This is a genomic window from Desulfolithobacter sp., from assembly GCF_054025815.1.
In genome coordinates this window covers 30,424-52,015 of record NZ_JBPMMS010000034.1, presented here as the reverse complement: position 1 = coordinate 52,015, position 21,592 = coordinate 30,424, and the positions used below count along the sequence as shown (strand labels likewise).

The following is a 21,592-nucleotide window of genomic DNA, read 5'->3' as shown; positions in this document are numbered from 1 at the left end:
CAATGCGAAAGAGTCTATTTTACTGTCTCTTGGTCATCGCTGCATGCCTGTTGCTCGCAGTGGGCTGGTGTCCTGCCGGGACAAAAGAATATCCCCGGCGGATAGTCTCCCTGGGACCGATCAATACCGAAAATGTCTATCTTCTCGGCGCTGGAGACCGCCTTGTGGCCAATACCAGTTACTGTGTGCGGCCCGAAGCCGCAAAAAAGAAAAAAAAGATCGGCTCGGTCATGCAGGTATCCATTGAAAAAATCGCCAGCCTGCAGCCGGACCTGGTTTTGGCCACCGGCCTGACCCAGCCGCAACAACTGAAAAAACTGCGAGACCTGGGGCTCAGGGTAGTGCAATTTGACCAGCCTGCGTCCTTTGCGGATATCTGTGACCAGTTCCTCCGGCTCGGAGCCCTGCTTGGCCAGGAAAAAAAAGCGGCCCTGGTCGTTAGGCAGGCCAAAGATGAGGTGAGGGACGTACAGAAAAAGGTCGCTCATCTTCCCCGGCAGAAGGTCTTTCTCCAGGTCGGGTCCCAGCCACTGTTCGGCGCGGTAAAAAGCTCTTTTACCCATGATTATGTTGTACTGGGCGGCGGCATGAATATCATTGCCGATCAGCTGTCCGGAACAACCGACTACGAAAAGGTGCTTGCCGAAAATCCAGATGTTATCATTATCGCCATAATGGGCTCTGAAACCGGTATCGCGATGCAGGAAAAAAAGAACTGGCAGCGTTTTTCCGTCATCAAGGCGGTGCAAAACGGCCGGGTGCATATCGTCGATCCCGACCTGGTCTGCAGTCCCTCGCCAGCCACCTTTGCCCGGGCCCTGCAGATTGTTGCCCGTCTTATCCACCCGCAAATTGCCATGGAGGATGATCAATGACTGTCTATGCCCTGATGGAGAATGGCGGGCCGGTGATGTGGCCACTGCTGGCCTGCTCCGTCATCGTACTCACCGTGATCCTGGAACGGACCCTTTTCTGGGTCGGCATCGAGCGCAAGCGGAACCGGCCCCTGATGGATGAAATTCTCCACCTTGCGGAACAGCGTGACTGGGAGCGGATAAGGGAAAAGATCAGGGACAGCGATGATTATGTTATCAGGGTCCTTTTGGTGGGCATTCTCCATCGAGAGTATGACATGGGCAAAGCCATGGAAGCCGAGGCCAAACACATGGAAAAAAAAATGTCGCGCTTCATGACCCTGCTTGACACCATGATCACCGTGGCCCCGCTCCTGGGCATCTTTGGCACAGTACTTGGCATTATATCCTCGTTTAAAATGCTTGGTTCCGCTGGAATTGCCGACCCGAAACTGGTCACCGGAGGCATTGCCCAGGCTCTGATCACCACCGCCACAGGACTTGCGATCTCCATCATCACCGTGTTTCCTTACAATTACTTCAAAAGCCGGATCGAACACGCCATTCACATTATGGAAAAATATGGTACCAGCCTTGAAGTCGTATATGAAAAATCCCGATGATACCACTTCTCAAGCTCTTCCTGGTTGCTCTTGCTCAACATAGGCGCCTCATGAAAGCCTGATGGATTATTAACCCTTTCCAAACACAGATCAGATACGTTCTCATCCCAGGGAAAAACAGCCTGCTTGCACGGGCAATACAGGTCAAGAGGCTGTTGAAAAACGTAGCGCGGCGAAAGTGAAATCGTTCAGCTGCCACAATCCATGAAAATGACAACAGGTTCGAATGATTTTCGAGCCAGCCAAATCAAGGGAGAGATGTATCATGAAGAAACTGTTTGGCCGTTCACTGCTGGTGTTATTCACTGCCGGAGTCCTCACGGGTCAGGCCGACCATGTTGATGCCGGACAGAAAAAGCACACTAAGGTTCCAGAGTTCAAAGAGGTTCCCTTTCCGGTGACCGATGCAGAAAAAAGAAAGATCATGGCCAGTGAAAAGGTCACTGTAGATGGAAAAACATATCGAATCGGTTACAACACCATTCTGCGCAGCGGCGACAAGGCCGGCGAAGGAACCTTTGGTCTGCTGACGGACCGGAATGGTCAGCCGATACAGAACAGGGATGGTTCCAGACACATCTCCGTGGACAACGACTTCAGCTCTCTGCTTCCCGTTGGCGACAAACTGTTCATGGTGTCCCATTTTGAAAGTCGTCCCGGCGCCATGTACCTGACCGAGCTTGAACAGGACCAAAAAACAGGCAAACTCAAAGCGATCAAAACCGAAAATATTGATTTTTCTGAAGTTGGCGGCCTGTGGGTTCCCTGTGCAGGCAGTGTGACCCCGTGGGGAACCCATCTTGGCAGCGAAGAGTATCCCAACAATGCCAGGGCTACGGAAGATGCAAAATCCATGGACGACATAGAAGACTATGACAAACCCATGGCCCGTTACTTCGGACTGGACCCATATGCAGCATCGACCACTGTGGATGATTTCCGCAGGGTGTTCAAACCGTACCGTTACGGATATCCGGTCGAGGTGGCCGTCTCCGAGGACGGCAAGCCAACCGTCAGCAAACACTATGCCATGGGCCGGGTTGCAGTGGAACTTGCCTATGTCATGCCGGATAAACGCACGGTCTATATTTCCGACGACGGGACCAATGTCGGTTTTTTCATGTTTGTTGCAGACCGGCCGGAAGACCTTTCCAGCGGGACCCTGTATGCGGCAAAATGGAACCAGATCCATTCAGCCAGTGGCGGATACGCTGATCTGGACTGGATAAACCTTGGCCATGCCGATAACGATACCATCGGCAAGGCCATAGAAAGCGGGGTTTCCTTTTCCGACATCTTTGATGTCAGCGAACCGAAAGGAAACGGAACCTGCGAACAGGGCTTCACCCCGATCCATACCACCACCGGCCTGGAATGCCTGCAGATCAGGCCGGGCATGGAAACCCTGGCCTCCCGGCTCGAGGCGCGGCGCTATGCGGCCATGAAAGGCGCGACAACAGAATTTCGCAAAGAGGAAGGTATCACTTTCGATCCTGACCACAAAAGGCTGTACGTCGCCATGAGTCAGGTGGCCAAGGGGATGGAAGATGGTGGGAAATACGATAAAGGCGGCCCCAACCATGTCCGGCTGACCAAAAACAAGTGCGGGGTGGTCTATGGCCTGGATATCCGTCCGGATGCCACAATCGGCAGTGACTATGTGGCGGCAAACATGTATGGCGTGGTTGCAGGCACCATGCGGAAATATCCGCAGGACAGCCCATTCGCGAACAACACCTGCGACGTCAACTCCATAGCCAACCCGGACAACATCACCTACATGCCTGGCCGTGACACCCTGATCATTGGCGAGGACACCGGCTCCGGGCACCAGAACGACGCCATCTGGGCCTACAATGTCACATCCGGCAAGCTGACCCGGATCCAGACCACTCCTTATGGCTCGGAAACCACCTCTCCTTACTTTTACCCCAACATCAACGGTTACGCGTACCTGATGAGCGTTGTCCAGCACCCGTATGGAGAATCGGATGGGGACAAGCTCCGGGATTCCGCCGAGGCCAAAGCCTACACCGGCTACATCGGGCCTCTGCCGGCCATGGATTAAAAAGCCGGCAGTCCTTCAAACATATGCTTGTCCGTGGCGCCGCAGTTCTGCGGCGCCACGGCACGTTCTGGTCCCCTTACCTTCAAAGTATTCCAGGAAAAAACCATGAATACGCGGGCTCATCTGCTGATCATTTTCATCTGTATTCTGTTTGCCCGGCAAAGCCAGGGAACGGAAAGTATCCAGTCCATAACGGTTGACCTGAAAACCAAAACCGTTTTCAACGAGACAGCCTATATTCCTTCCCAGTGTTACACAAAGACAGAAAGCCGGGATAAAGGAAAAAAGCAGGTGTATAACCCCTGCTATGTCTGCCATACCCGGTCGTCGGAACCAAATTATGTCAATGACCAGGAACTGCAGGTCGAGTACTCTTTTCCCGAACCCGCACTCAAGAACCAGTGGCGCAACCTGTTCGAGGACCGCAGCGAACGCATCCAGGCCATATCTGACCGGGAAATTGAGCACTATGTACGTCAAAGCAATTACCTGGACGAGAACGGCAACATCATGTTAAGCCAACGGCTCCGTAACCTTCCCCTGTCATGGGATTACAACAACAACGGTTCATGGGACGGGTACACGCCGGACTGCTGGTTCCGGTTTGACGATGAAGGTTTTGACCATACTCCCGATGGCGGCTATTCCGGCTGGCGCGCCTTTGCCTACTATCCATTCCCTGGAACCTTCTGGCCGACCAACGGTTCCACGGACGATGTGCTTATCCGGCTGCCGCAAAGTTTTCGCACCAATGAACAGGGCCTGTTCGACCTGACCGTGTACCGGACCAATCTTGCCATTGTTGAAGCATTGGTGACAAAACGCGACGTTGCCGTGGAACCGGTTGATGAGCATCAATTCGGGGTGGACCTGGACAGGAATGGCAAACTCGGATTGGCAAAACGAATAGCCTTTACCTGGGAGCCCCGGGAAAACAGAAACATGTCGTATGTGGGCCAGGCAAAAACAGACCTGGAGCAGGGACGGGTCCACCTGGCAGCCGGTCTTTTTCCTGAAGGCACGGAGTTTCTGCACAGTGTCCGATATGTGGATTTCACCCCGGAAGGCAATACTCGTTTATCCAGGCGCCTGAAAGAGTTGCGTTACATGAAAAAGCGCACCTGGATGACTTATGCCGCCCTGGAAGAATCAGCGATCAACGAAATCAAGGAAAGGGATGACTTTCCCGACCGTACCCGCCTGTTCATCGGCAACCCGGAACAGGGGATAAACAATGATGATGGCTGGCTGTTACAGGGGTTCATTGAGGATGGCTCCGGCAATCTGCGGCCGCAGAGCTTTGAAGAGACTGTATACTGCATCGGCTGCCATGGCGGAATCGGAGCGACCACTGATTCCGTATTCTCCTTTCCGCGCAAACTCGACAGCAGCCAGTACCAGGAAGGATGGTATCACTGGAGCCAGAAAGGGCTGAAGGACCTGAACGAGCCCAAGGTCAAGATCCGCGGCGCCGGAGTATACTACGAGTACTCCTATTATCTGATGTACACCAGGTCGGGTAACGAGTTTCGTGAGAATCCGGAGTTGGAGAAGAAATTTTTCACCCCGGACGGTACTGTCAGGCCGGATATGCTCAACCGGCTGCATGACGATGTTTCCATACTTCTCAACCCGTCAAAAGAGCGGGCCCTGCTGCTCAACAAGGCTTATCGCACCATTGTTGCGGATCAGGATTTCATTCATGGACGGGATGCGAACATACTGCCTGTGCCCAATGTCCACAAAGAGGTTGAACAGGACATGCCAACAGGTGTCAAACAACCCACATCCATTGACCGTTTCAGCGACAGGTTCGGCGGTCATGCCACCGGGCCTGTGGCGGAAATCCTGTCTGTAAAGGGAAATAAAAACGTAAAAAATCAGGATATCTATGGCAGGGGACTGCATGGTCCAAACGGAAAAAAATACGAGGTTGACTGGCAGGGAATTATCTACAGGAGCCGCTACAGCCTTGATATACCGGGAGTTCATTTTACCTTTCCTGCCCGTCTTACCCTGCCAACCAGGTTTATCGTCCCTGTTGGAAAAAACCGGTTCTGTTACACCTGCCACCGGCTGGAATATCCTTCCATACCTGAGGCTGCACATCTGACAGAGACTTTCAGGCCCGCTGCCGAAAAAGGGGGGTTGCCTCCGGAAATAACACTGTTAACCACGGATCCGAAACAGGATTTTTCAGGGAAATGGAGCCCGGATGCCAGCAGGATTGTTTTTGTTTCCAACCGCAGCGGCAGTGATCAGCTCTGGCTTATGGACGCGGGCGGAAAAAACCAGCGCCAGCTCACCAGCGGGCCGACCGTGGCAGCATGGCCCGAATGGAGCCCGGACAGTCGCCATATTGTCTTCTGGTCCTATGATCCGGCAACAGGGATGCATGGTATCGAACAGATAGATATTGAAGGTAAGAAGATAAATAAAAACAGAAAAATCCTGGTCCAGAGCCACAGCATGCTTGACCGCCCGACCTTCCATCCTGATGGAGAACTTATCGCCTATGCCGCAGTCTCTGACGGCAACTGGGATATTTGGCTGGTCAATGCAGACACCGGCAAAAAATGGCGCCTGACCAGTGACCCGCAAATGGAAACCAACCCTCTATGGCGGCCGGATGGAAAAGCCCTGGCCTTCAAAGTTGCCCCTGGAGGAGAATATTCCCTGACCAGGGAATATTTCATGACTTTTGAAAACGGATATGACCAGCCGACCATATACCGCTGGAGGGGTCCTGAATCGGTCCAGATGAGCGACTGGAGCCCGGATGGCCAAAAAATAACATATACTGCTGAAATCATCCGTGACAGCTCCGGCGAAGACCGGGTAACATATGCAGCCATGGTTTCTGATATTGCGCTCAAAGAAGGCGAGGCCGCAGCCGAAAACACGATCATCCTTTCCCAGAACCAAACCCTGGGTGACCGGGGGCCCGTGTTTTCTCCGGACGGGGAAAAAATCGCGTTCTGGGCCTGGGATACTTTCGGAAACGCTACCCTGTGGCTCCATGACCTGAATAAAAGCGGCCTCACCAGGCTGACCACCGGTGGATCCGACATGTATCCCCAATGGAGTCCGGACGGCAAGAGACTGCTCTTTACCTCGGCCAGAACCGGCAACAGCAACCTGATGCTGGTGCCGATATCCCCGGACCTGACTCTCAACCAAAGACGCTGAATTCACATTTACAAGCCTATATGCAACAGGTAATTCGCAAGACAAAAATTGTCTGCACCATCGGCCCGGCGACAGCTTCCCCGAAAGTAGTCAAAGAACTGATACGGGCGGGAATGAATGTGGCGCGCCTCAATTTTTCCCATGGAAACCATAAGGAACATTCCGAAACCATAAAAATAATCCGGCAGGCTGCCCGGGAAGAAGGCCGTCCGGTGGGCATACTCCAGGACCTGGCCGGGCCCAAAATCCGCCTCGGTCAGGTGGAAAAACGACACCTGACCACAGGGGAAGAAATATTGCTGACCAGCGGAACCACAGCCACCGGCAACGAACTGCCTGTGAACTACCCATACCTTTGCGAAGACCTGTCCGAAGGTGAAACGATCCTGCTGGCAGATGGCCGGGTTGAACTTCAGGTGCTTAAAGTATTCAAAGACCATATTGTCGCCAGGGTCGTCAATGGCGGCATGATCATGGCAAACAAAGGTGTCAACCTTCCTGCCAGTGACCTGAGAATTCCGGCGTTCACCGAAAAAGACCGGGCCGACCTCGAATTCGGCCTGAGTACCGGGGTGGATTTTGTGGCCATGTCTTTTGTCAGGCATGAAAAAGATCTGGAACCATTGCTACAGAGAACAGCCGGAAACGGTACCCGTCCGCTGCTTATTGCCAAAATAGAGAAACCACAGGCGGTTGACCGGCTTGGTCCGATTATCGAGGCTGTGGATGGGGTGATGGTCGCCAGGGGGGACCTGGGAGTGGAGATGCCGCTCGAGGACGTTCCAGTGATCCAGAAGGAAATAATTTTTCAGGCCAGAACTGCCGGAAAAGTTGTTATAACAGCAACCCAGATGTTGGGCTCGATGGTGGAAAGTCCCCGGCCAAGCCGAGCGGAAGTAACTGATGTCGCCAACGCCATTCTTGATGGAACCGACGCGGTCATGCTCAGTGAAGAGACCGCTGTCGGGCAATATCCTGTCCAGGCGGTGGAAGTGCTCAATCGCATTGCGATAAGGACCGAGGCCAGTCTTGATCCGAGACGGTTCATTGATGACGATATTACCGAAAACCTGCCCCTGGATATTGCCGCGGTCAGCCGGGCCGCAGCCTGGATGGCCAACGACTTGAAGGCTGAGCTCATTGTTGCCGCGACCACCAGTGGTTCCACCGCCCGGGTCATGTCCCGTCTGCGACTGCCGATACCGATTATCGGCCTGACCTCCGACCCGAAGACACAAAGGCAGTCCTGTCTCTCCTACGGGGTAATCCCGGCCCTTGTGCCTGTGTACGACGATCTGGACGAAATGCTCTGGCAGGTGAACCGGTACCTGAAGGATGAAGCCCTTGCCCGCAAGGGAAACAAGGTCATTCTCACCGCCGGCACTCCCCTCGATGTACCGGGAACAACCAACCTGATCAAGGTTATGGAGATCGATTAACACGCAACAACCAGTCCGCCAAACACATCGATATCTAAAGCAAACTGATTTACCGTTGACAAGGGTAAAAAAAACATTTAGTATTATTAAATTTCAAAACGTGTTACCCGGTCAATACAAAGGACGAAAAAATATGTCCCGATCGGCAGACAGGGTCATGAAAGAGGCGGCTCCTCTGATCAGACATGCTGAAACGATTCTCGATTTCCCTGGAAGACAGCCTGCTTGACAGGTTCGATCGCTATATCCAGAACCGTCATTATGACAACCGCTCCGAAGCGATCCGCGACCTGATACGAAAGGCCCTGGTCAAAAAAGAATGGCAGGCCGACAAACAGGTCATGGGGGTCATAACCCTGGTGTACGACCATCATCAACCCAAGCTGCAGGAAAAGGTTACCGAAGCCCAGCACGATTTCCATAACCACATTGTGTCTTCCACCCATGTCCACATGGACCACAACAACTGCATGGAAGTCATTATCGTTCGCGGCAAGGCCGGTGAAGTACAGGAGCTGTCTGACCGGCTCATCTCCCTGCGTGGAATCCGAGACGGAAGCCTGACCATGAGCAGCACTGGAAAATCCCTTCGCTGACGTACGGAAGCGGGGATTTTTTTTTGGACAACCGGTAACACTATTTGCACAAACGTAACACAAAAAGGACATATTATGCATATTTCAGAAGGTGTGCTGTCTGCACCGGTATTGATCGGCGGAGGCGCCCTGACCGCAGTGGGGACGGCCCTGGGCCTGAAAAAAATCGATTATGACCAGGTTATGTCCGTGGCCATCCTGACCTCGGCCTTTTTCGTTGCCTCGCTGATTCACGTACCCCTGGGGCCAGGCTCCGTCCATCTGGTGCTCAACGGCCTGCTTGGAGTGATCCTGGGCTGGGCCAGTTTTCCGGCCATCCTGATCGCACTCCTCCTCCAGGCCATCTTTTTCCAGTTCGGCGGTCTGGTGGTGCTGGGGGTCAACACCTTCAACATGGCCGCCCCGGCCGTGCTCTGCTTCTATATCCTGCGGCCCTGGCTGGCCCAGCCAAAGCTCAGGCCCCTGGCCGGATTTGCCGGCGGCTTTCTCTCCATCCTGCTCTCTTCCCTGCTCATGGCCCTGTCACTCGCCCTGAGCGACGCGGGCTTCATGGCTACGGCCAGAATCGTTGTCGCCGCCCATTTGCCGGTCATGATCATAGAGGGATTCATCACCATGTTCACGGTCTCCTTTCTGGCCAGGGTCCAACCCGACATCATGAAAATCACAATATGAAACAGGAAAAAGCCATGTCACGATCAGGAACTCAACTCATTGTTTTCACATGCTATCTGGTTGCCTGCTGCCTGCTGGCAAGCCCGGCCCTGGCCCACAAGGTGCGGATATTCGCGTACGCCGAAGGAGACACCATTATCGGCGAAACCGCATTCAGCGGAGGGCGAGCGCCCAAAGACTCGAAAATAATTGTCAAGGATGCGGCCTCGGGCCGGATCTTGCTCACCACACGCACCGATGATCACGGCGAGTTCAGTTTCCCCATCCCCGGGGAAGCGAAGCAAAAAGGTCTTGATCTGCTCATCGTGATCAACGTCGGTGAAGGGCACCGTGGCCAGTGGAAACTGACCGCGGACGAGTACCTCGACCAGCCCCCCACCCCATCCCCCTCCAAAGCCACCGGACCGACCCCGGACACGACGACTGTCCAGCGGGTCGGACCGGCCCCACCTGTGGCAACAGTAGAAGGTGGTGCGGCATCTGCCCGGCAACAGATAACCGTTTGGGATGAAACCGTGCTGCGCCGGGTTATGGAAGAAACCCTGGACAAAAAACTTGGCCCGATCAAACGGATGCTGATCGAAAACCGGGACCAGGGACCCAGGATACAGGACATCATGGGTGGCATCGGCTATCTCATCGGCCTAGCTGGATTGCTGGCCTATTTCAAAGCAAAAACCAACAAAGGAGAGAAAAAATGATTCGGAAAACACTTTTCGCAGGATGTGTGGCCGGCCTGGTGTTCGGTGCGGCAGCCCAGGCCATGGCCCACTTCGGGATGGTCATTCCATCCGGCAACATTGTGACCCAGGAAAAAAAATCCGTCGACCTGACTCTGTCCTTTTCCCATCCCTTTGAGCTCATAGGGATGGAGATGGAAAAACCGGCAAAGTTCTATGTCGTTCGAAACGGCAGCAAAACGGATCTCCTCAACAGCCTCCACCAAACATCCGTCATGAAACATACAGCCTGGCAAACCACATACAAGGTCAGGCGGCCTGGAGTCTATCAGTTTGTCATGGAGCCAAAACCATATTGGGAGCCAGCCGAGGATCTTTCCATAATCCACTACACCAAAACCATTATCGCTGCCTACGGGGCCGATCAGGGCTGGGATGAACCGGTGGGGTTGCCAACGGAAATTGTTCCCCTCCTCCGGCCGTTTGGCAACTATGCCGGCAACTCCTTCACCGGCCAGGTCCTGATGAACGGCAAACCTGTTCCCCATGCCGAAGTCGAAGTGGAGCTCTATAACCAGGACGGCGCGCTGCACGCCCCCAGTGACTACCACGTGACTCAGGTGATAAAGGCAGACCAGAACGGAGTCTTCACCTTCACCTGCCCCCGGGCCGGCTGGTGGGGTTTTGCCGCATTGAACGAGGCCGACTACACCATCCCCGATCCCGAGGGCAATGCCAAACCGGTGGAACTGGGAGCGGTTCTGTGGATCTACCTGGACAGGTACCAGGGCAAATGACCTTCGAGGAGTTCAGCCAGGGAGACTCGCTGCTGCACCGGATCGACACCAGGGTCAAGCTGGTCTGCACCCTGGCCGTGACCCTGGTGATCGCTCTTGGCCACAGTTTTGCGACTGCCGCCGGCGGCCTGGTCCTCGGACTGGTGCTGCTGGCCATGGCCCGGCTGCCTCTCAGGCAGGTCCTGTGGCGGCTGGTGGTGGTGAACAGCTTTATCGGTCTGCTCTGGCTCTCCCTGCCCCTGACCTATCCCGGCGATCCCCTGACGATGGGCCCCCTGCACCTGAGTCGACAGGGGCTTATGCTGGTGGGCCTGATCACTATCAAGGCCAACGGGATCGTTCTGCTTTTCATCACCCTGCTGGCAACCTCCACAGTGGCGAAACTGGGACACGGTCTGAGGCAGCTCAGAATACCTGCAAAACTGTGCCTGCTGCTACTTTTTTCCTACCGCTATATCTTCGTGATCAGCCAGGAATACCAACGGCTGCAGCGGGCGGCCCACCTGCGATGCTTCAAACCAGGCACCAATCTGCACACCTACCGGACCTATGGTCACCTGTTCGGCATGACCCTGGTCAAAAGCTGGAACCGGGCCCAGAGAGTCACCCAGGCCATGACGCTGCGCGGCTTTCAGGGCAGGTTCTACATCCTGGACGATCAGACCCTCAAGGGACGAGACCTGGTCTTTCTTGCGACAATGTCGGCCCTGGTACTATGCCTGGGCATTGTCGAGGGAGTCCGGTAGGAGAGACAGCCCAAACATCAATGGTCCTGCACCGAACATGGCGACGCTCCGGTGATGACCTGAATCCAACCCCCATGCAGGCTCCCACAGCCTGCACAACGAAAGACGAAAGCTGTTGTTGCCCCCTGGAGGGTGGGACTTTGCAATTCCGGCCATGCTATCAGAAAGAACCATCTTAGTGGTACCCATGAAATTTTCGGAGGTTTTTGATGAGAAAAAGACATTGTTTCCTGCTCCTGTTGACTCCATTGCTCCTCGCCCTGGCCCTTCCGCCCGGATCTGCCCTGGCAAAGGACACCCTTACCCTCGCCCTGCGGGGGGAGCCGGCCGATGGCTTTGATCCCCTGATGGGATGGGGCAGATACGGTAATCCTCTGTTTCAAAGCACCCTGCTCAAGTATGACAACGACTTGAACATTGTCAACGACCTGGCCACAGGCTACACCGTTGCCCGGGACGGCTTGACATGGACGGTGACCATTCGCAGGGACGCCCGTTTCTCCGACGGCACCCCCTTAAAGGCAGAGGATGTGGCCTTTACTTTCAACAAGGCAAAAACCTCCCGTGGCAAGGTTGATCTGACCCAGATGAAGGAGGCGGTGGTCACTGCTCCAGACACCATAGAATTCCATTTTGAAAGGCCTGACAGCACCTTTATCCATAAGCTGCTTACCCTGGGAATCGTTCCGCAGCATCTTTACGGCGATGGATACGGGAGAAATCCTGTGGGTTCCGGGCCCTTTAAAATGATTTCCTGGGTTGAAGGCGAACAGATGAGTGTTGAGCCTAATCCCTACTATTACGGCAAGCCTTCGCAGTTCAAAAAAATAACCTTTCTTTACGGCAAGGAAGATACCATGTTTGCCGCTGCCAAAGCCGGCAAGGTAGATGTGGTTGTAGTTCCGGCCCACCTTGGTCATCAGAAAATCAAGGGCATGCATGTCAAGGCCGTCAAAAGTGTCGATAACCGGGGCCTGATGTTTCCGGTTGTGCCTGATGAAGGCAAAAAAACCGCCACCGGGGCTCCCATTGGCAACAATGTTACGGCAGACATTGCCATCCGCAAGGCCATCAACATGGCCATCGACCGGAAGATGCTGGTGGAAGGGGTGTTGTACGGTTATGGTCGTCCGGCATATTTCGTCTGTGACAACCTGGCCTGGGATAATCCGGCCAACCGGATCAAGGATGGTGACCCCGAAGGGGCCAGGAAGCTGTTGGAATCAGCGGGATGGAAGGATATCGATGGTGATGGTGTTCGTGAAAAGAATGGCCTGAAGGCAGAGTTCACCATTATCTATCCCGCGGACCGTTCCATTCGCCAGGGGCTGGCCCTGGCCTGTGCGGACATGCTCCGCGAGATTGGCATCAAGGCCAATGTGGTTGGCAAAAGCTGGGATGAGATCAAAGGCTTGCGACATGCAAATGTTATCGTTTACGGCTGGGGGGCCCACAACCCCATAGAACTGTACAGTCTCTATCACAGCAAAAACGCTGGCCAGGGACATACAAATGCCGGCTTTTACAATAACCCGAAAGTGGACGAATACCTGGAAAAGGCCATCAATGCGCCTTCTTTTGCAGATTCCCTGCAGTGGTGGAAAAAGGCCCAGTGGGATGGCGAGACCGGGGCCGGACCACGGGGCGACGCTCCCTGGGCCTGGCTGGTCAACCTGGATCATGTCTACTTTGTAAGCGACAAGCTTGATATTGGAAAATCAAGGATAGAACCGCACGGTCACGGCTGGCCACTCACGGCCAATATCACTGAGTGGAAACTTGTCGATTGATTTCATTCCCAGCCTGAGTCGGCAACGGCCAGCTTTTGCTCCATCCCGCAGTATGGTGTGGCCTGGGCCGTTGCAGTGACGACTCTTTCTGTAACAATGGAAACCATATGAAGCCCCCTCTCAACTACCTGATATCCAAGGCATTTCGACTGTCTCTCATCGTGACCCTGGTGGCTGTTTTATCTTTTGTCCTGGTCAGTTTTGCCCCTCTGGACCCGGTCACCGCCTACCTCGGATACGACAGGCTGCAGATCAGCCAGGAGCAGAAAGAAAACATCATCTCCCGCTGGGGCCTGGACAAGTCTCCGCCGGAACGATTTGCCGCCTGGGCAACCAATATCGTGAAAGGGGATTTCGGCAGGTCGGTTATTTTCAACGAACCGGTAACCAAAGTCATCGCCAAGCGTTTTTCCGCCTCTTTCTGGTTGATGTTCCTGGCCTGGCTGCTCTCCGGGCTGCTGGGTTTTGTCCTTGGGGCACTTGCGGGAACCTTCAGGGACAGCCTCGCAGATCGGATCATCCGGCTCTATGCCTACACCATGGCCTCGACGCCCACATTCTGGGTGGCCATGATCCTGCTGGTCTTCTTCGGCGTCAAGCTGGGATGGTTTCCGATCTGCTGTGCAGGGCCGCTTGGAGTTGCACCTGAAGATGTCAGCTTCACAGACCGGATCTACCATCTGGCCTTGCCGGTACTGACCTTATCCCTTGTCGGCATTGCACAGATAACCCTGCATACCAGAGAAAAAATGATTGATTTTTTCCAGAGCAATCACGCCCTCTATGCCCGGGCCTGTGGAGAAACACGCTCCGGAACCGCCTTGTTTCACGGCCTCAGGAATATCCTGTTGCCGGCCATAACCCTGCAGTTCGCCTCGCTGGGCGAGTTGTTCAGCGGCTCGGTTCTCGCGGAGGTGGTCTTTTCCTACCCGGGCCTGGGCAAGGCCACGGTCGATGCCGGAATCAGGGGCGATGTCCCCCTGCTGCTTGGAATTGTCATTTTCAGCACCATATTTGTCGTAACTGGTAACCTCCTTGCCGATCTGCTCTACAGGCTGGTTGACCCCCGTATTCGTATGGAAGAGGCGATATGATGCACCGGATCATCACAAAAACAGGCAGCGGTTTCACATTCGGACAGAGAAAAAAGAGTATTCTTATCTGTACAGGTTGTATTCTGTTTTTTCTCATTCTCTACAGTGGTGGATTTCTGCTGGATGAAGCCGGATTGCGCACCAATTTCCTCCACCGCAACCTGCCACCTTCTCTCGACTATCCGTTCGGCACGGACTGGCTGGGCCGCGACCTGTTCACCCGCACTGTCAAGGGACTGTGCCTCAGTCTTCAGATCGGCATGCTTGCCGCCCTGTGCAGCGCGGTGCTGGCGGGCCTCTTTGGAGTGGGGGCAGCCATACTGGGTGGCAAGGTGGATACCGTTGTCACCGGGTTGATAGATATAGTTATGTCCACACCGCACCTGGTTATGCTGATTCTTATCTCTTTTGCCGTGGGCGGCGGGGCCCGGGGAGTGGTGACCGCGGTGGCCCTGACCCACTGGACAAGGCTGGCCAGGATATTGCGTGCAGAAGTTCAACAGGTAAAAGGTGGTGATTATGTCAAGGTTTCGGTCCGACTTGGAAAAAGCAAGATATGGATTGCCCGGAAACATATACTTCCCCACCTGCTGCCCCAGTTGATCATTGGCCTGATTCTCCTGTTTCCCCATGCCATTCTTCACTCGGCCGGCCTCACCTTTCTCGGCTTTGGCCTTTCACCCCACAATCCATCCATAGGAATTCTGCTCTCGGAATCCATGCAGCACCTCTCCACCGGATACTGGTGGCTGGCGGTTATCCCGGGGATCTGCCTGGTCTTGATGGTGAAAATGTTTGATCTTCTCGGCAACACCCTGCGTTATCTGCACGATCCCCAAACCTCTCAGTATTAGGAGGCTGAAACCGCATGCTTGAGATTGAAGACCTGCACATTTCCTTCCACCGTTATCATGGAGGACTGGCCCGGACAACCCTCACTCCACTGCATAACCTTGATCTTGAAATAGCAGAAGGTGAAATTGTGGCCGTTGTTGGCGAAAGCGGCGGAGGCAAAAGTTTGCTCGCCCACGCCATCCTTGGCCTTCTGCCGGGCAATGCTGAAATAAGAGGAAAAATACGTTTTTGCGGCCAGGAACTTGACACAGAGAGTACAAAACTCCTGCGTGGCAAAAAAATATCTCTCATCCCCCAGTTAGTGTCATTTCTCAACCCTCTTATTCCCGTGGGCAGACAGGTCTTTCGTGCCGCCGTGGTCGCCGGATTGAGCAAAAAAGAGGCGAAACTGGCCAGGGACATGTCCTTTTCGCGGGTCAGGCTCGGGCCTGAAATACAAAAGCTCTACCCCTTTCAACTCTCCGGAGGAATGGCCCAGCGGGTCCTGGTAGCCATGGCCACTGTGGGCGGAGCGAAACTGGTTCTTGCCGATGAACCGACCACCGGGCTTGATCCAGAACGAATTGCTGACTTCTTGAAGCTGTTACGGATGATAGCTGATGAGGGCCGGGCCGCCATGCTGATCACCCATGACCTTGACGCGGCCCGCAGGGTAGCTGACCGGATAGCAGTTTTTTCCGCAGGTACCATAGTCGAGATAATGAAACCAGGAAATACAGAGGCAGAGTTGAAGCCGCTCCACCCCTACTCCAAGTCCCTGTGGGAGGCCATTCCGGCCAATGGTTTCAGGATAAACGGAATCCGTCACTCATATCAGCCCGATAAAAAGAACTCCGGTGAAGGGTGTTTGTTCCATATATCCTGTGATCGCTGCGGAGATGAGTGCAGACAGTCTCCACCCCCGTTAACACCGGTAGGCCACGGCCTGGTGAGGTGCTGGCATGCTTGAGGCCAGAAAAATCACCTACAGATACCCGGCCCGGCCCGAGCCACTGTTCACCGATATAAGCATCTCCATCAATCCGGGTGAGGTTGTCGGGATTTACGGACCCAGCGGCAGGGGAAAAACCACCCTGGCAAGGATTATGGCCGGATATATCTCGCCCGACAGGGGAGAGGTGCTGGTGGACTCCACCAGGTTGCCATTGAGGGGACACTTGCCGGTGCAGCTTCTGCACCAGCATCCGGAGCTTTCGGTAAATCCCCGCTGGAAAATACGACAGATTCTCGAGGAAGAAGTGATGCCGGACGAAAAACTGCTTTCAGACTTGCAAATTGATCAAGCCTGGTTTAACCGGTATCCCCATGAGCTGTCTGGAGGAGAAATTCAGAGAGTGACCGTTGCCCGTGCCCTTGGGCCCGGTACCCGCTATATCATAGCCGACGAAATAACAACCATGCTCGATGCCATCACACAGGGACAAATCTGGCAGGTACTGCTCAGGGTGGGCAAAAAACGTAACCTCGGTATCCTGACCATCAGCCACGACAACCAGCTTCTGGACCGGGTTTGCGATACTGTATACCGGCTCTCGAAAACAGCTGGCCTGCAGCCGGGATGAAACAACAACCTGCCCGGACTTCTCCCTTTTTCATGTGCTTGTTCCCACCAAACATAAAGACAATTCCGACCATACATGGCCCCACTGATAGAACTCGTTGACATTACCTTTCGTTATCCGGGCGCAGAACGTCGGGTTCTGGACCGGATCAGTCTCAGCCTGGACCCGGGACAGCGCGTGGGGCTCATCGGCCCCAACGGTTGCGGCAAGACCTCGCTTTTTCATGTGATCATGGGCCTGCTGCAACCAACGGCGGGAAAAATTCTTTTCAAGGGCAGGCCCGTGACCTCAAAAAATGATTTACGCCAGGTCCGGGAAAAAATCGGCCTGCTCTTTCAGGACGCTGACGATCAGTTGTTCTCGCCAACGGTCATCGAAGACGTTGCCTTTGGCCCCCTGAACCTGGGCGCCACTCCGGACGAGGCCCGGGAGCGGGCCATGCAGACCCTGGCACGATTGGGACTGACCGGTTTTGAAAAACGGATTACCCACCAGCTGTCCGGTGGCGAAAAAAAACTGGTTTCCCTCGCCACAATCCTGGTCATGGAGCCGGAGATCCTGCTCCTTGATGAACCGACCAACAACCTGGACCCGACCACCAGGGACAGGCTCATAGAGATACTGACCGGGCTTGATCCAGGATATGTGATCATTGCCCATGACTGGGATTTTCTGGCGGAAACCTGCAGGGAAATCTATGTGATGGACCAGGGTCGGGTGACCAGGTGTGACAAGTCGTGCCTTCATCAACACCACCACGCCCATCCCTTTGGCGAACAGCCCCACCGGCATGGGGGATGAAATATCAAGGCTGTTTTTTCAGGTTTACCACTGGTCAACAAAAAGGGACAAGGCAAACTGACGGGCTGTACTATGCATTATTTCCCCATAGATCATGATCATGAGCTGACAGAGCACGAATTTCTTGGCTGCTGCAAAGACTGCGAACGCAGTCACCGGCTGGTGAAAAAACATCTCTGTGATTTTCACAAAAGGATCAGCGGCTACAGTCAGGAAGAATTACGTTCCCTTTCTCAGATGGAGCTCTACCAGCTCTACCTGGTTCTGGATGACATCGCTCACCTTGACTGCGGCAACCATCTGGCCAGACTAATCCTGGCCGACCATGAGATCGAAACACTGCTGCCGGCAATAAGAAGGTACTATACGACGTTTTTCGATCTTCATGAAAACGCGCTGGCCCGGGAAGTGATAACAGCTCCCGACCCCTGGCACCCTCTTGAGGTCTTTGGCCTCTATCCCCGCTATCTGGCACTGATCCGCTCCCAGGTCGAAACCATTGACCTGCCCCGCCCCTATCGACTGGCCTTTGTCGGTTGCGGCCCGGTACCCCTGTCCCTGATCCTTCTTCATCAGCTCTACGGAATCAGCTCCATTGGCCTGGACAGTGATCCGCATGCCGTGTCCCTGGCCAGAAAAGGACTCGCACGGTTGGGCCTGGATGAAGCGATCGAGATCATAGAGGGAACCGAAGAAACACTTGGAGATATCGAGTGGGATCTGGTACTGGTGGCCGCTCTGGCAGAGCCCAAGAGTCGGATCTTTGCCAATCTGGCCCGGATAATGGCTGCGACCGGAAAACGACCGGTCATCTGCCGCACTTATTCCGGTCTGCGCGGCCTGTTGCATCCACCAATGACTGCCTGTGACTACAGGGGGTTCAAGGTAAAATATGAAATCAACCCTGGCGGACGGGTCAACAACACCCTTCTGCAGCTCGAACTTATAGATGACACCAGACGTTAAAAAGATACACAAGGAGTTCTTCGAGATCCACGAGGCAATCCGCAATTTGAGCGACAAGGATTTTTTCATGGAGGACGCCAGGGCCATGAAGCGCCCGTTCCAGCGACTGGACAAGCTGGCCGCAATGGAAGTAGAGGACAGGGTGCTGCAGGAAATTTATCATTCTTCTGAACTGGAACCGCTGCTCCCTGCCATCAGCCGGTTACGTAACAGTTACGGCCTGTACCTTGAAATCGAACAGGCCCGCAGTGTCCTTGCCGCCTCTGTCCCCTGGGACCGCCTGCGCGAATTCACCTTTTACCCAAACTATGAGCATCTGGCCGACATGGAAATGCAGGGTGCGGGACTGAAACCGGGAGACACCGCTGTCTTTCTGGGAAGCGGGCCCCTGCCCCTTTCTCTCATTTTTCTCTGCTCCCGATACGACCTGAAAGGAATAGGTATTGAACAGGACGCATCTTTTGTAAAGCTTTCCCGACAGGTGGTGGATCACCTTGGCCTGGCCGGACGGATTTCCATCAGAAAGGGGGACCATTTTTCCCTGCCCCTGGAAGAACATTGCCACCTGTTCATGATCGCGGCCATGGCCAGGCCCAAACGGGAAATCTTCCATCACCTGGCCTGCAACCTGCCGCCCGGAAGCCTCGTATCCTACCGTCTTTATGAAAAAGGATTGCGCCGCCTGCTCGACCAGGACGGTAATTTTTCCCTGCCGCCAGGATTTACCGAATATCGCCGCATTCGTCCCCGGCCACCGGTCAACAATACTGTGGTGGTGGTCAAGATAAATTCATAATCAGGAACGGACGGCGCTCATGACAAAAAAATGGGCGCCATAATCAGCCGGATAGGGATGACGTGGAAAATGGTGTTCATGGCGAACCGGTTGAGCAAAGCCGGTTCTGATCAGCAGTTGCTCGGCCTCGTTGACCGAAACCCCCTGAAAATGAGGAAGTTGACACCTGATTGGCAGGTACGTCAATTCAAAACGCAACGGGGTGGAATTGAAACCTTTTTTCAATACTGAAGTAAGCAGGCGGACAGACCGCTTCAGCAGGCTCTACAGACCGGTACACCGCCATATACCGTCGGAAACAATGATACGTCCCCCTGGTTTGATAAGCCTGTGCCAACGATCCAGGGCCCTGGCGTGATCAGGAAGGGGCCAGAGCAAAGTGCTTTCGACAGGGAGGTGTGGCCAATGCTGGTACCAATGGAATCACAGTGTCTGACTCTGCGCAAGGGTTATCTGACCCCGGAACTCGCGATTGGCTGGCGGATCGGCAAATACGTGGAGGAATTTTTCGATGGTTTGGAGGAAGTGGGTATCGCCCGCAGTCCGTGACGATGACGCCGTCCAGGCCCTCTCCTTTCTAAAACGACGGCACGACCGTCCCGGACATGTTATTATGTCAGACAGCGGAAGACCCTGGGACATTGAAGGAGATATCTGCTGCTCACCATGCTCCGGCCTGGAGCCTGCATGGTACAAGAGGCATCAGTTTCTGTGGTAAGCAGAAAAAATATGTGGGAAACCGGATCGGGAGCACCATCCCCATCAGGTGGGAATATGGTTCCCGCCCGAGAGTTATACCTGTAAAGTTACCATGAAAATTCAAAGAAAAACTATTGCGCCGCCACGTATCGAAATGCTGCCGCTGATTGATATCGTTTTTCTCCTGCTGGTTTTTTTCATCTACGCCATGCTGTCCATGGCAATACACCGTGGCCAGCCTGTGGACCTGCCCAAATCCAGCAGTACTGCTCCGCAACCTGAAGAAGCCATCAGCATCACCATCCAGGACATGGATCAGGACATCAACCTCTTTGTGGACGAGGAGCAGGTCAGCCTGGAGCTGCTGGCTGAGAGGTTGCAGGACAAAAAGGCGGCAATGGTGGTCGGGCAGGTGCAGGAGGTACAGATATTTGCGGACAGAACGGTTTCTTACCAGAGCTGTTTCGGGTGCTCGATCGGGTCAGGCAGGCCGGGTTGACCCGTATCTCCCTTCAGGCCAGGGCAGAGGGATCCGGACCATGAGCAAAACAGCGCAGCGGCTCCTGGCCGCTGCCATCCTGGCCCTGACCCTGCACGGAATACTTCTGGGCCTCAAGCTGAGCCAGAGCCAGACCCCGGCCGAACCGCTGGCAGTACAGCGTATTGCCATATCCATTGGCGCGGGAAAGATAGCTGAACCAAAACCGGCAGAGCAACCGAAGCCCTATCCCCCGGCACCTGTGTCAGAGCCAAAACCAGCGCCAATGGTTCAACCGGAGAAAAGAGGAGAACCGGTTGCCGAAAAGAAGAAAAAGTCAGCGATAAAAAAACAGATCAGAAAGGAGCAGCCAGCTCCTGTTCAACCTCGGGCAAAAAAACAAGCCGTTCTCACGCAGCCCTCTGTGCCCCATCAGAAACCGGTGGAGGGGAAGGCAACTCCTGAGGAACTGACAAATCATGGCCCCGGAACAGAAACAGAAGATGAAAACAGCCAGGCAGATCCTGTTGCCGCCCGGGTCATCCAAAAGGCAACCCCGCTTTACAAGGTCAACCCGCCGCCAGAATATCCCCGCCTGGCCAGACGCCGGGGCCTGGAGGGTACGGTTCTCCTCGAGGTTCTTGTCGACCGGGACGGCCGGGTCCGCACGATACGTGTCCACACCTCCTCGGGTCATTCGATCCTTGACCGGGCAGCACTCAAAAGCGTGCGCACCTGGCGCTTCAACCCTGGGACCATCGACGGCCAGCCCTCGGACATGCTGGTCCAGGTTCCGGTTCGTTTTCAGCTCAAATGAACCTGTTTCTCCGCATACTCTCCCTTGCGGCCGGGCAGGAGACATACAAGACTACGTGTTGAAAAAC

General features: G+C 54.5%; 21 protein-coding genes. All 21 read left to right on the top strand.

Features of this window, described 5'->3' with window-relative positions; genetic code table 11:
- The first annotated feature begins 2 nt into the window (after window positions 1-2).
- The 21 genes from ACXJJY_RS08405 to ACXJJY_RS08305 all read left to right on the top strand — a co-directional run bounded on the left by ACXJJY_RS08405 (window position 3) and on the right by ACXJJY_RS08305 (window position 21,525).
- Entirely contained in the window at window positions 3-875 is an 873-nt protein-coding gene (locus ACXJJY_RS08405) for an ABC transporter substrate-binding protein (RefSeq protein WP_456386958.1), read from the top strand.
- A complete protein-coding gene (locus tag ACXJJY_RS08400) occupies window positions 872-1,477 on the top strand; it encodes a MotA/TolQ/ExbB proton channel family protein (RefSeq protein WP_456386957.1) in 606 nt (201 codons plus the stop codon). The genes ACXJJY_RS08405 and ACXJJY_RS08400 overlap by 4 nt, the downstream gene beginning before the upstream one ends.
- Before the next feature lie 265 nt (window positions 1,478-1,742).
- Window positions 1,743-3,545 (top strand): PhoX family protein, encoded by a 1,803-nt coding sequence (locus ACXJJY_RS08395; protein WP_456386956.1) that lies wholly within the window; start codon window positions 1,743-1,745, stop codon window positions 3,543-3,545.
- Window positions 3,546-3,650: 105 nt separating this feature from the next.
- On the top strand, window positions 3,651-6,734 hold the full coding sequence (locus tag ACXJJY_RS08390) for a TolB family protein (RefSeq protein ID WP_456386955.1): 3,084 nt from the start codon (window positions 3,651-3,653) through the stop codon (window positions 6,732-6,734).
- Between the two features lie 20 nt (window positions 6,735-6,754).
- The gene (gene pyk, locus ACXJJY_RS08385; protein ID WP_456386954.1) at window positions 6,755-8,173 is read left to right on the top strand and encodes a pyruvate kinase; all 1,419 of its coding nucleotides are present in this window, start codon (window positions 6,755-6,757) and stop codon (window positions 8,171-8,173) included.
- Window positions 8,174-8,358: 185 nt separating this feature from the next.
- On the top strand, window positions 8,359-8,769 hold the full coding sequence (gene nikR / locus ACXJJY_RS08380) for a nickel-responsive transcriptional regulator NikR (protein ID WP_456386953.1): 411 nt from the start codon (window positions 8,359-8,361) through the stop codon (window positions 8,767-8,769).
- A 75-nt stretch (window positions 8,770-8,844) separates the two neighbouring features.
- Window positions 8,845-9,444, top strand: a complete 600-nt coding sequence (gene cbiM / locus ACXJJY_RS08375) for a cobalt transporter CbiM (protein WP_456386952.1) — start codon at window positions 8,845-8,847, stop codon at window positions 9,442-9,444.
- Window positions 9,441-10,145, top strand: coding sequence for a NikL family nickel/cobalt ECF transporter subunit (locus ACXJJY_RS08370; RefSeq protein ID WP_456386951.1), 705 nt, complete (start codon window positions 9,441-9,443; stop codon window positions 10,143-10,145). The genes cbiM and ACXJJY_RS08370 overlap by 4 nt, the downstream gene beginning before the upstream one ends.
- The gene (locus ACXJJY_RS08365) at window positions 10,142-10,921 is read left to right on the top strand and encodes a DUF4198 domain-containing protein (RefSeq protein ID WP_456386949.1); all 780 of its coding nucleotides are present in this window, start codon (window positions 10,142-10,144) and stop codon (window positions 10,919-10,921) included. Before ACXJJY_RS08370 ends, ACXJJY_RS08365 begins: the two co-directional genes overlap by 4 nt.
- Window positions 10,918-11,667, top strand: coding sequence for a cobalt ECF transporter T component CbiQ (gene cbiQ / locus ACXJJY_RS08360; protein WP_456386947.1), 750 nt, complete (start codon window positions 10,918-10,920; stop codon window positions 11,665-11,667). Before ACXJJY_RS08365 ends, cbiQ begins: the two co-directional genes overlap by 4 nt.
- 209 nt (window positions 11,668-11,876) lie before the next feature.
- Window positions 11,877-13,457, top strand: coding sequence for an ABC transporter substrate-binding protein (locus tag ACXJJY_RS08355; RefSeq protein ID WP_456386945.1), 1,581 nt, complete (start codon window positions 11,877-11,879; stop codon window positions 13,455-13,457).
- Between the two features lie 107 nt (window positions 13,458-13,564).
- The gene (locus tag ACXJJY_RS08350) at window positions 13,565-14,551 is read left to right on the top strand and encodes an ABC transporter permease (RefSeq protein ID WP_456386943.1); all 987 of its coding nucleotides are present in this window, start codon (window positions 13,565-13,567) and stop codon (window positions 14,549-14,551) included.
- Entirely contained in the window at window positions 14,548-15,405 is an 858-nt protein-coding gene (locus ACXJJY_RS08345) for an ABC transporter permease (protein WP_456386941.1), read from the top strand. The genes ACXJJY_RS08350 and ACXJJY_RS08345 overlap by 4 nt, the downstream gene beginning before the upstream one ends.
- 14 nt (window positions 15,406-15,419) lie before the next feature.
- A complete protein-coding gene (locus tag ACXJJY_RS08340) occupies window positions 15,420-16,355 on the top strand; it encodes an ABC transporter ATP-binding protein (RefSeq protein WP_456386939.1) in 936 nt (311 codons plus the stop codon).
- Window positions 16,348-16,968 (top strand): ABC transporter ATP-binding protein, encoded by a 621-nt coding sequence (locus ACXJJY_RS08335; RefSeq protein ID WP_456386937.1) that lies wholly within the window; start codon window positions 16,348-16,350, stop codon window positions 16,966-16,968. The genes ACXJJY_RS08340 and ACXJJY_RS08335 overlap by 8 nt, the downstream gene beginning before the upstream one ends.
- Before the next feature lie 75 nt (window positions 16,969-17,043).
- Entirely contained in the window at window positions 17,044-17,769 is a 726-nt protein-coding gene (locus ACXJJY_RS08330; RefSeq protein WP_456386935.1) for an energy-coupling factor ABC transporter ATP-binding protein, read from the top strand.
- Window positions 17,770-17,841: 72 nt separating this feature from the next.
- Window positions 17,842-18,735: a nicotianamine synthase family protein gene (locus ACXJJY_RS08325; protein WP_456386933.1), complete on the top strand. Its 894-nt coding sequence runs from the start codon at window positions 17,842-17,844 to the stop codon at window positions 18,733-18,735.
- Complete coding sequence (locus tag ACXJJY_RS08320) at window positions 18,719-19,531, top strand: nicotianamine synthase family protein (protein WP_456386931.1); 813 nt, start codon at window positions 18,719-18,721, stop codon at window positions 19,529-19,531. Before ACXJJY_RS08325 ends, ACXJJY_RS08320 begins: the two co-directional genes overlap by 17 nt.
- 405 nt (window positions 19,532-19,936) lie before the next feature.
- Window positions 19,937-20,080 (top strand): hypothetical protein, encoded by a 144-nt coding sequence (locus ACXJJY_RS08315; protein WP_456386929.1) that lies wholly within the window; start codon window positions 19,937-19,939, stop codon window positions 20,078-20,080.
- A 262-nt stretch (window positions 20,081-20,342) separates the two neighbouring features.
- Window positions 20,343-20,729 carry an ExbD/TolR family protein gene (locus tag ACXJJY_RS08310; protein WP_456386927.1) on the top strand — a complete coding sequence of 129 codons (387 nt, stop codon included), beginning with the start codon at window positions 20,343-20,345 and terminating at the stop codon, window positions 20,727-20,729.
- Between the two features lie 40 nt (window positions 20,730-20,769).
- A complete protein-coding gene (locus tag ACXJJY_RS08305) occupies window positions 20,770-21,525 on the top strand; it encodes an energy transducer TonB (protein WP_456386925.1) in 756 nt (251 codons plus the stop codon).
- The last annotated feature ends 67 nt before the right edge of the window (window positions 21,526-21,592 follow it).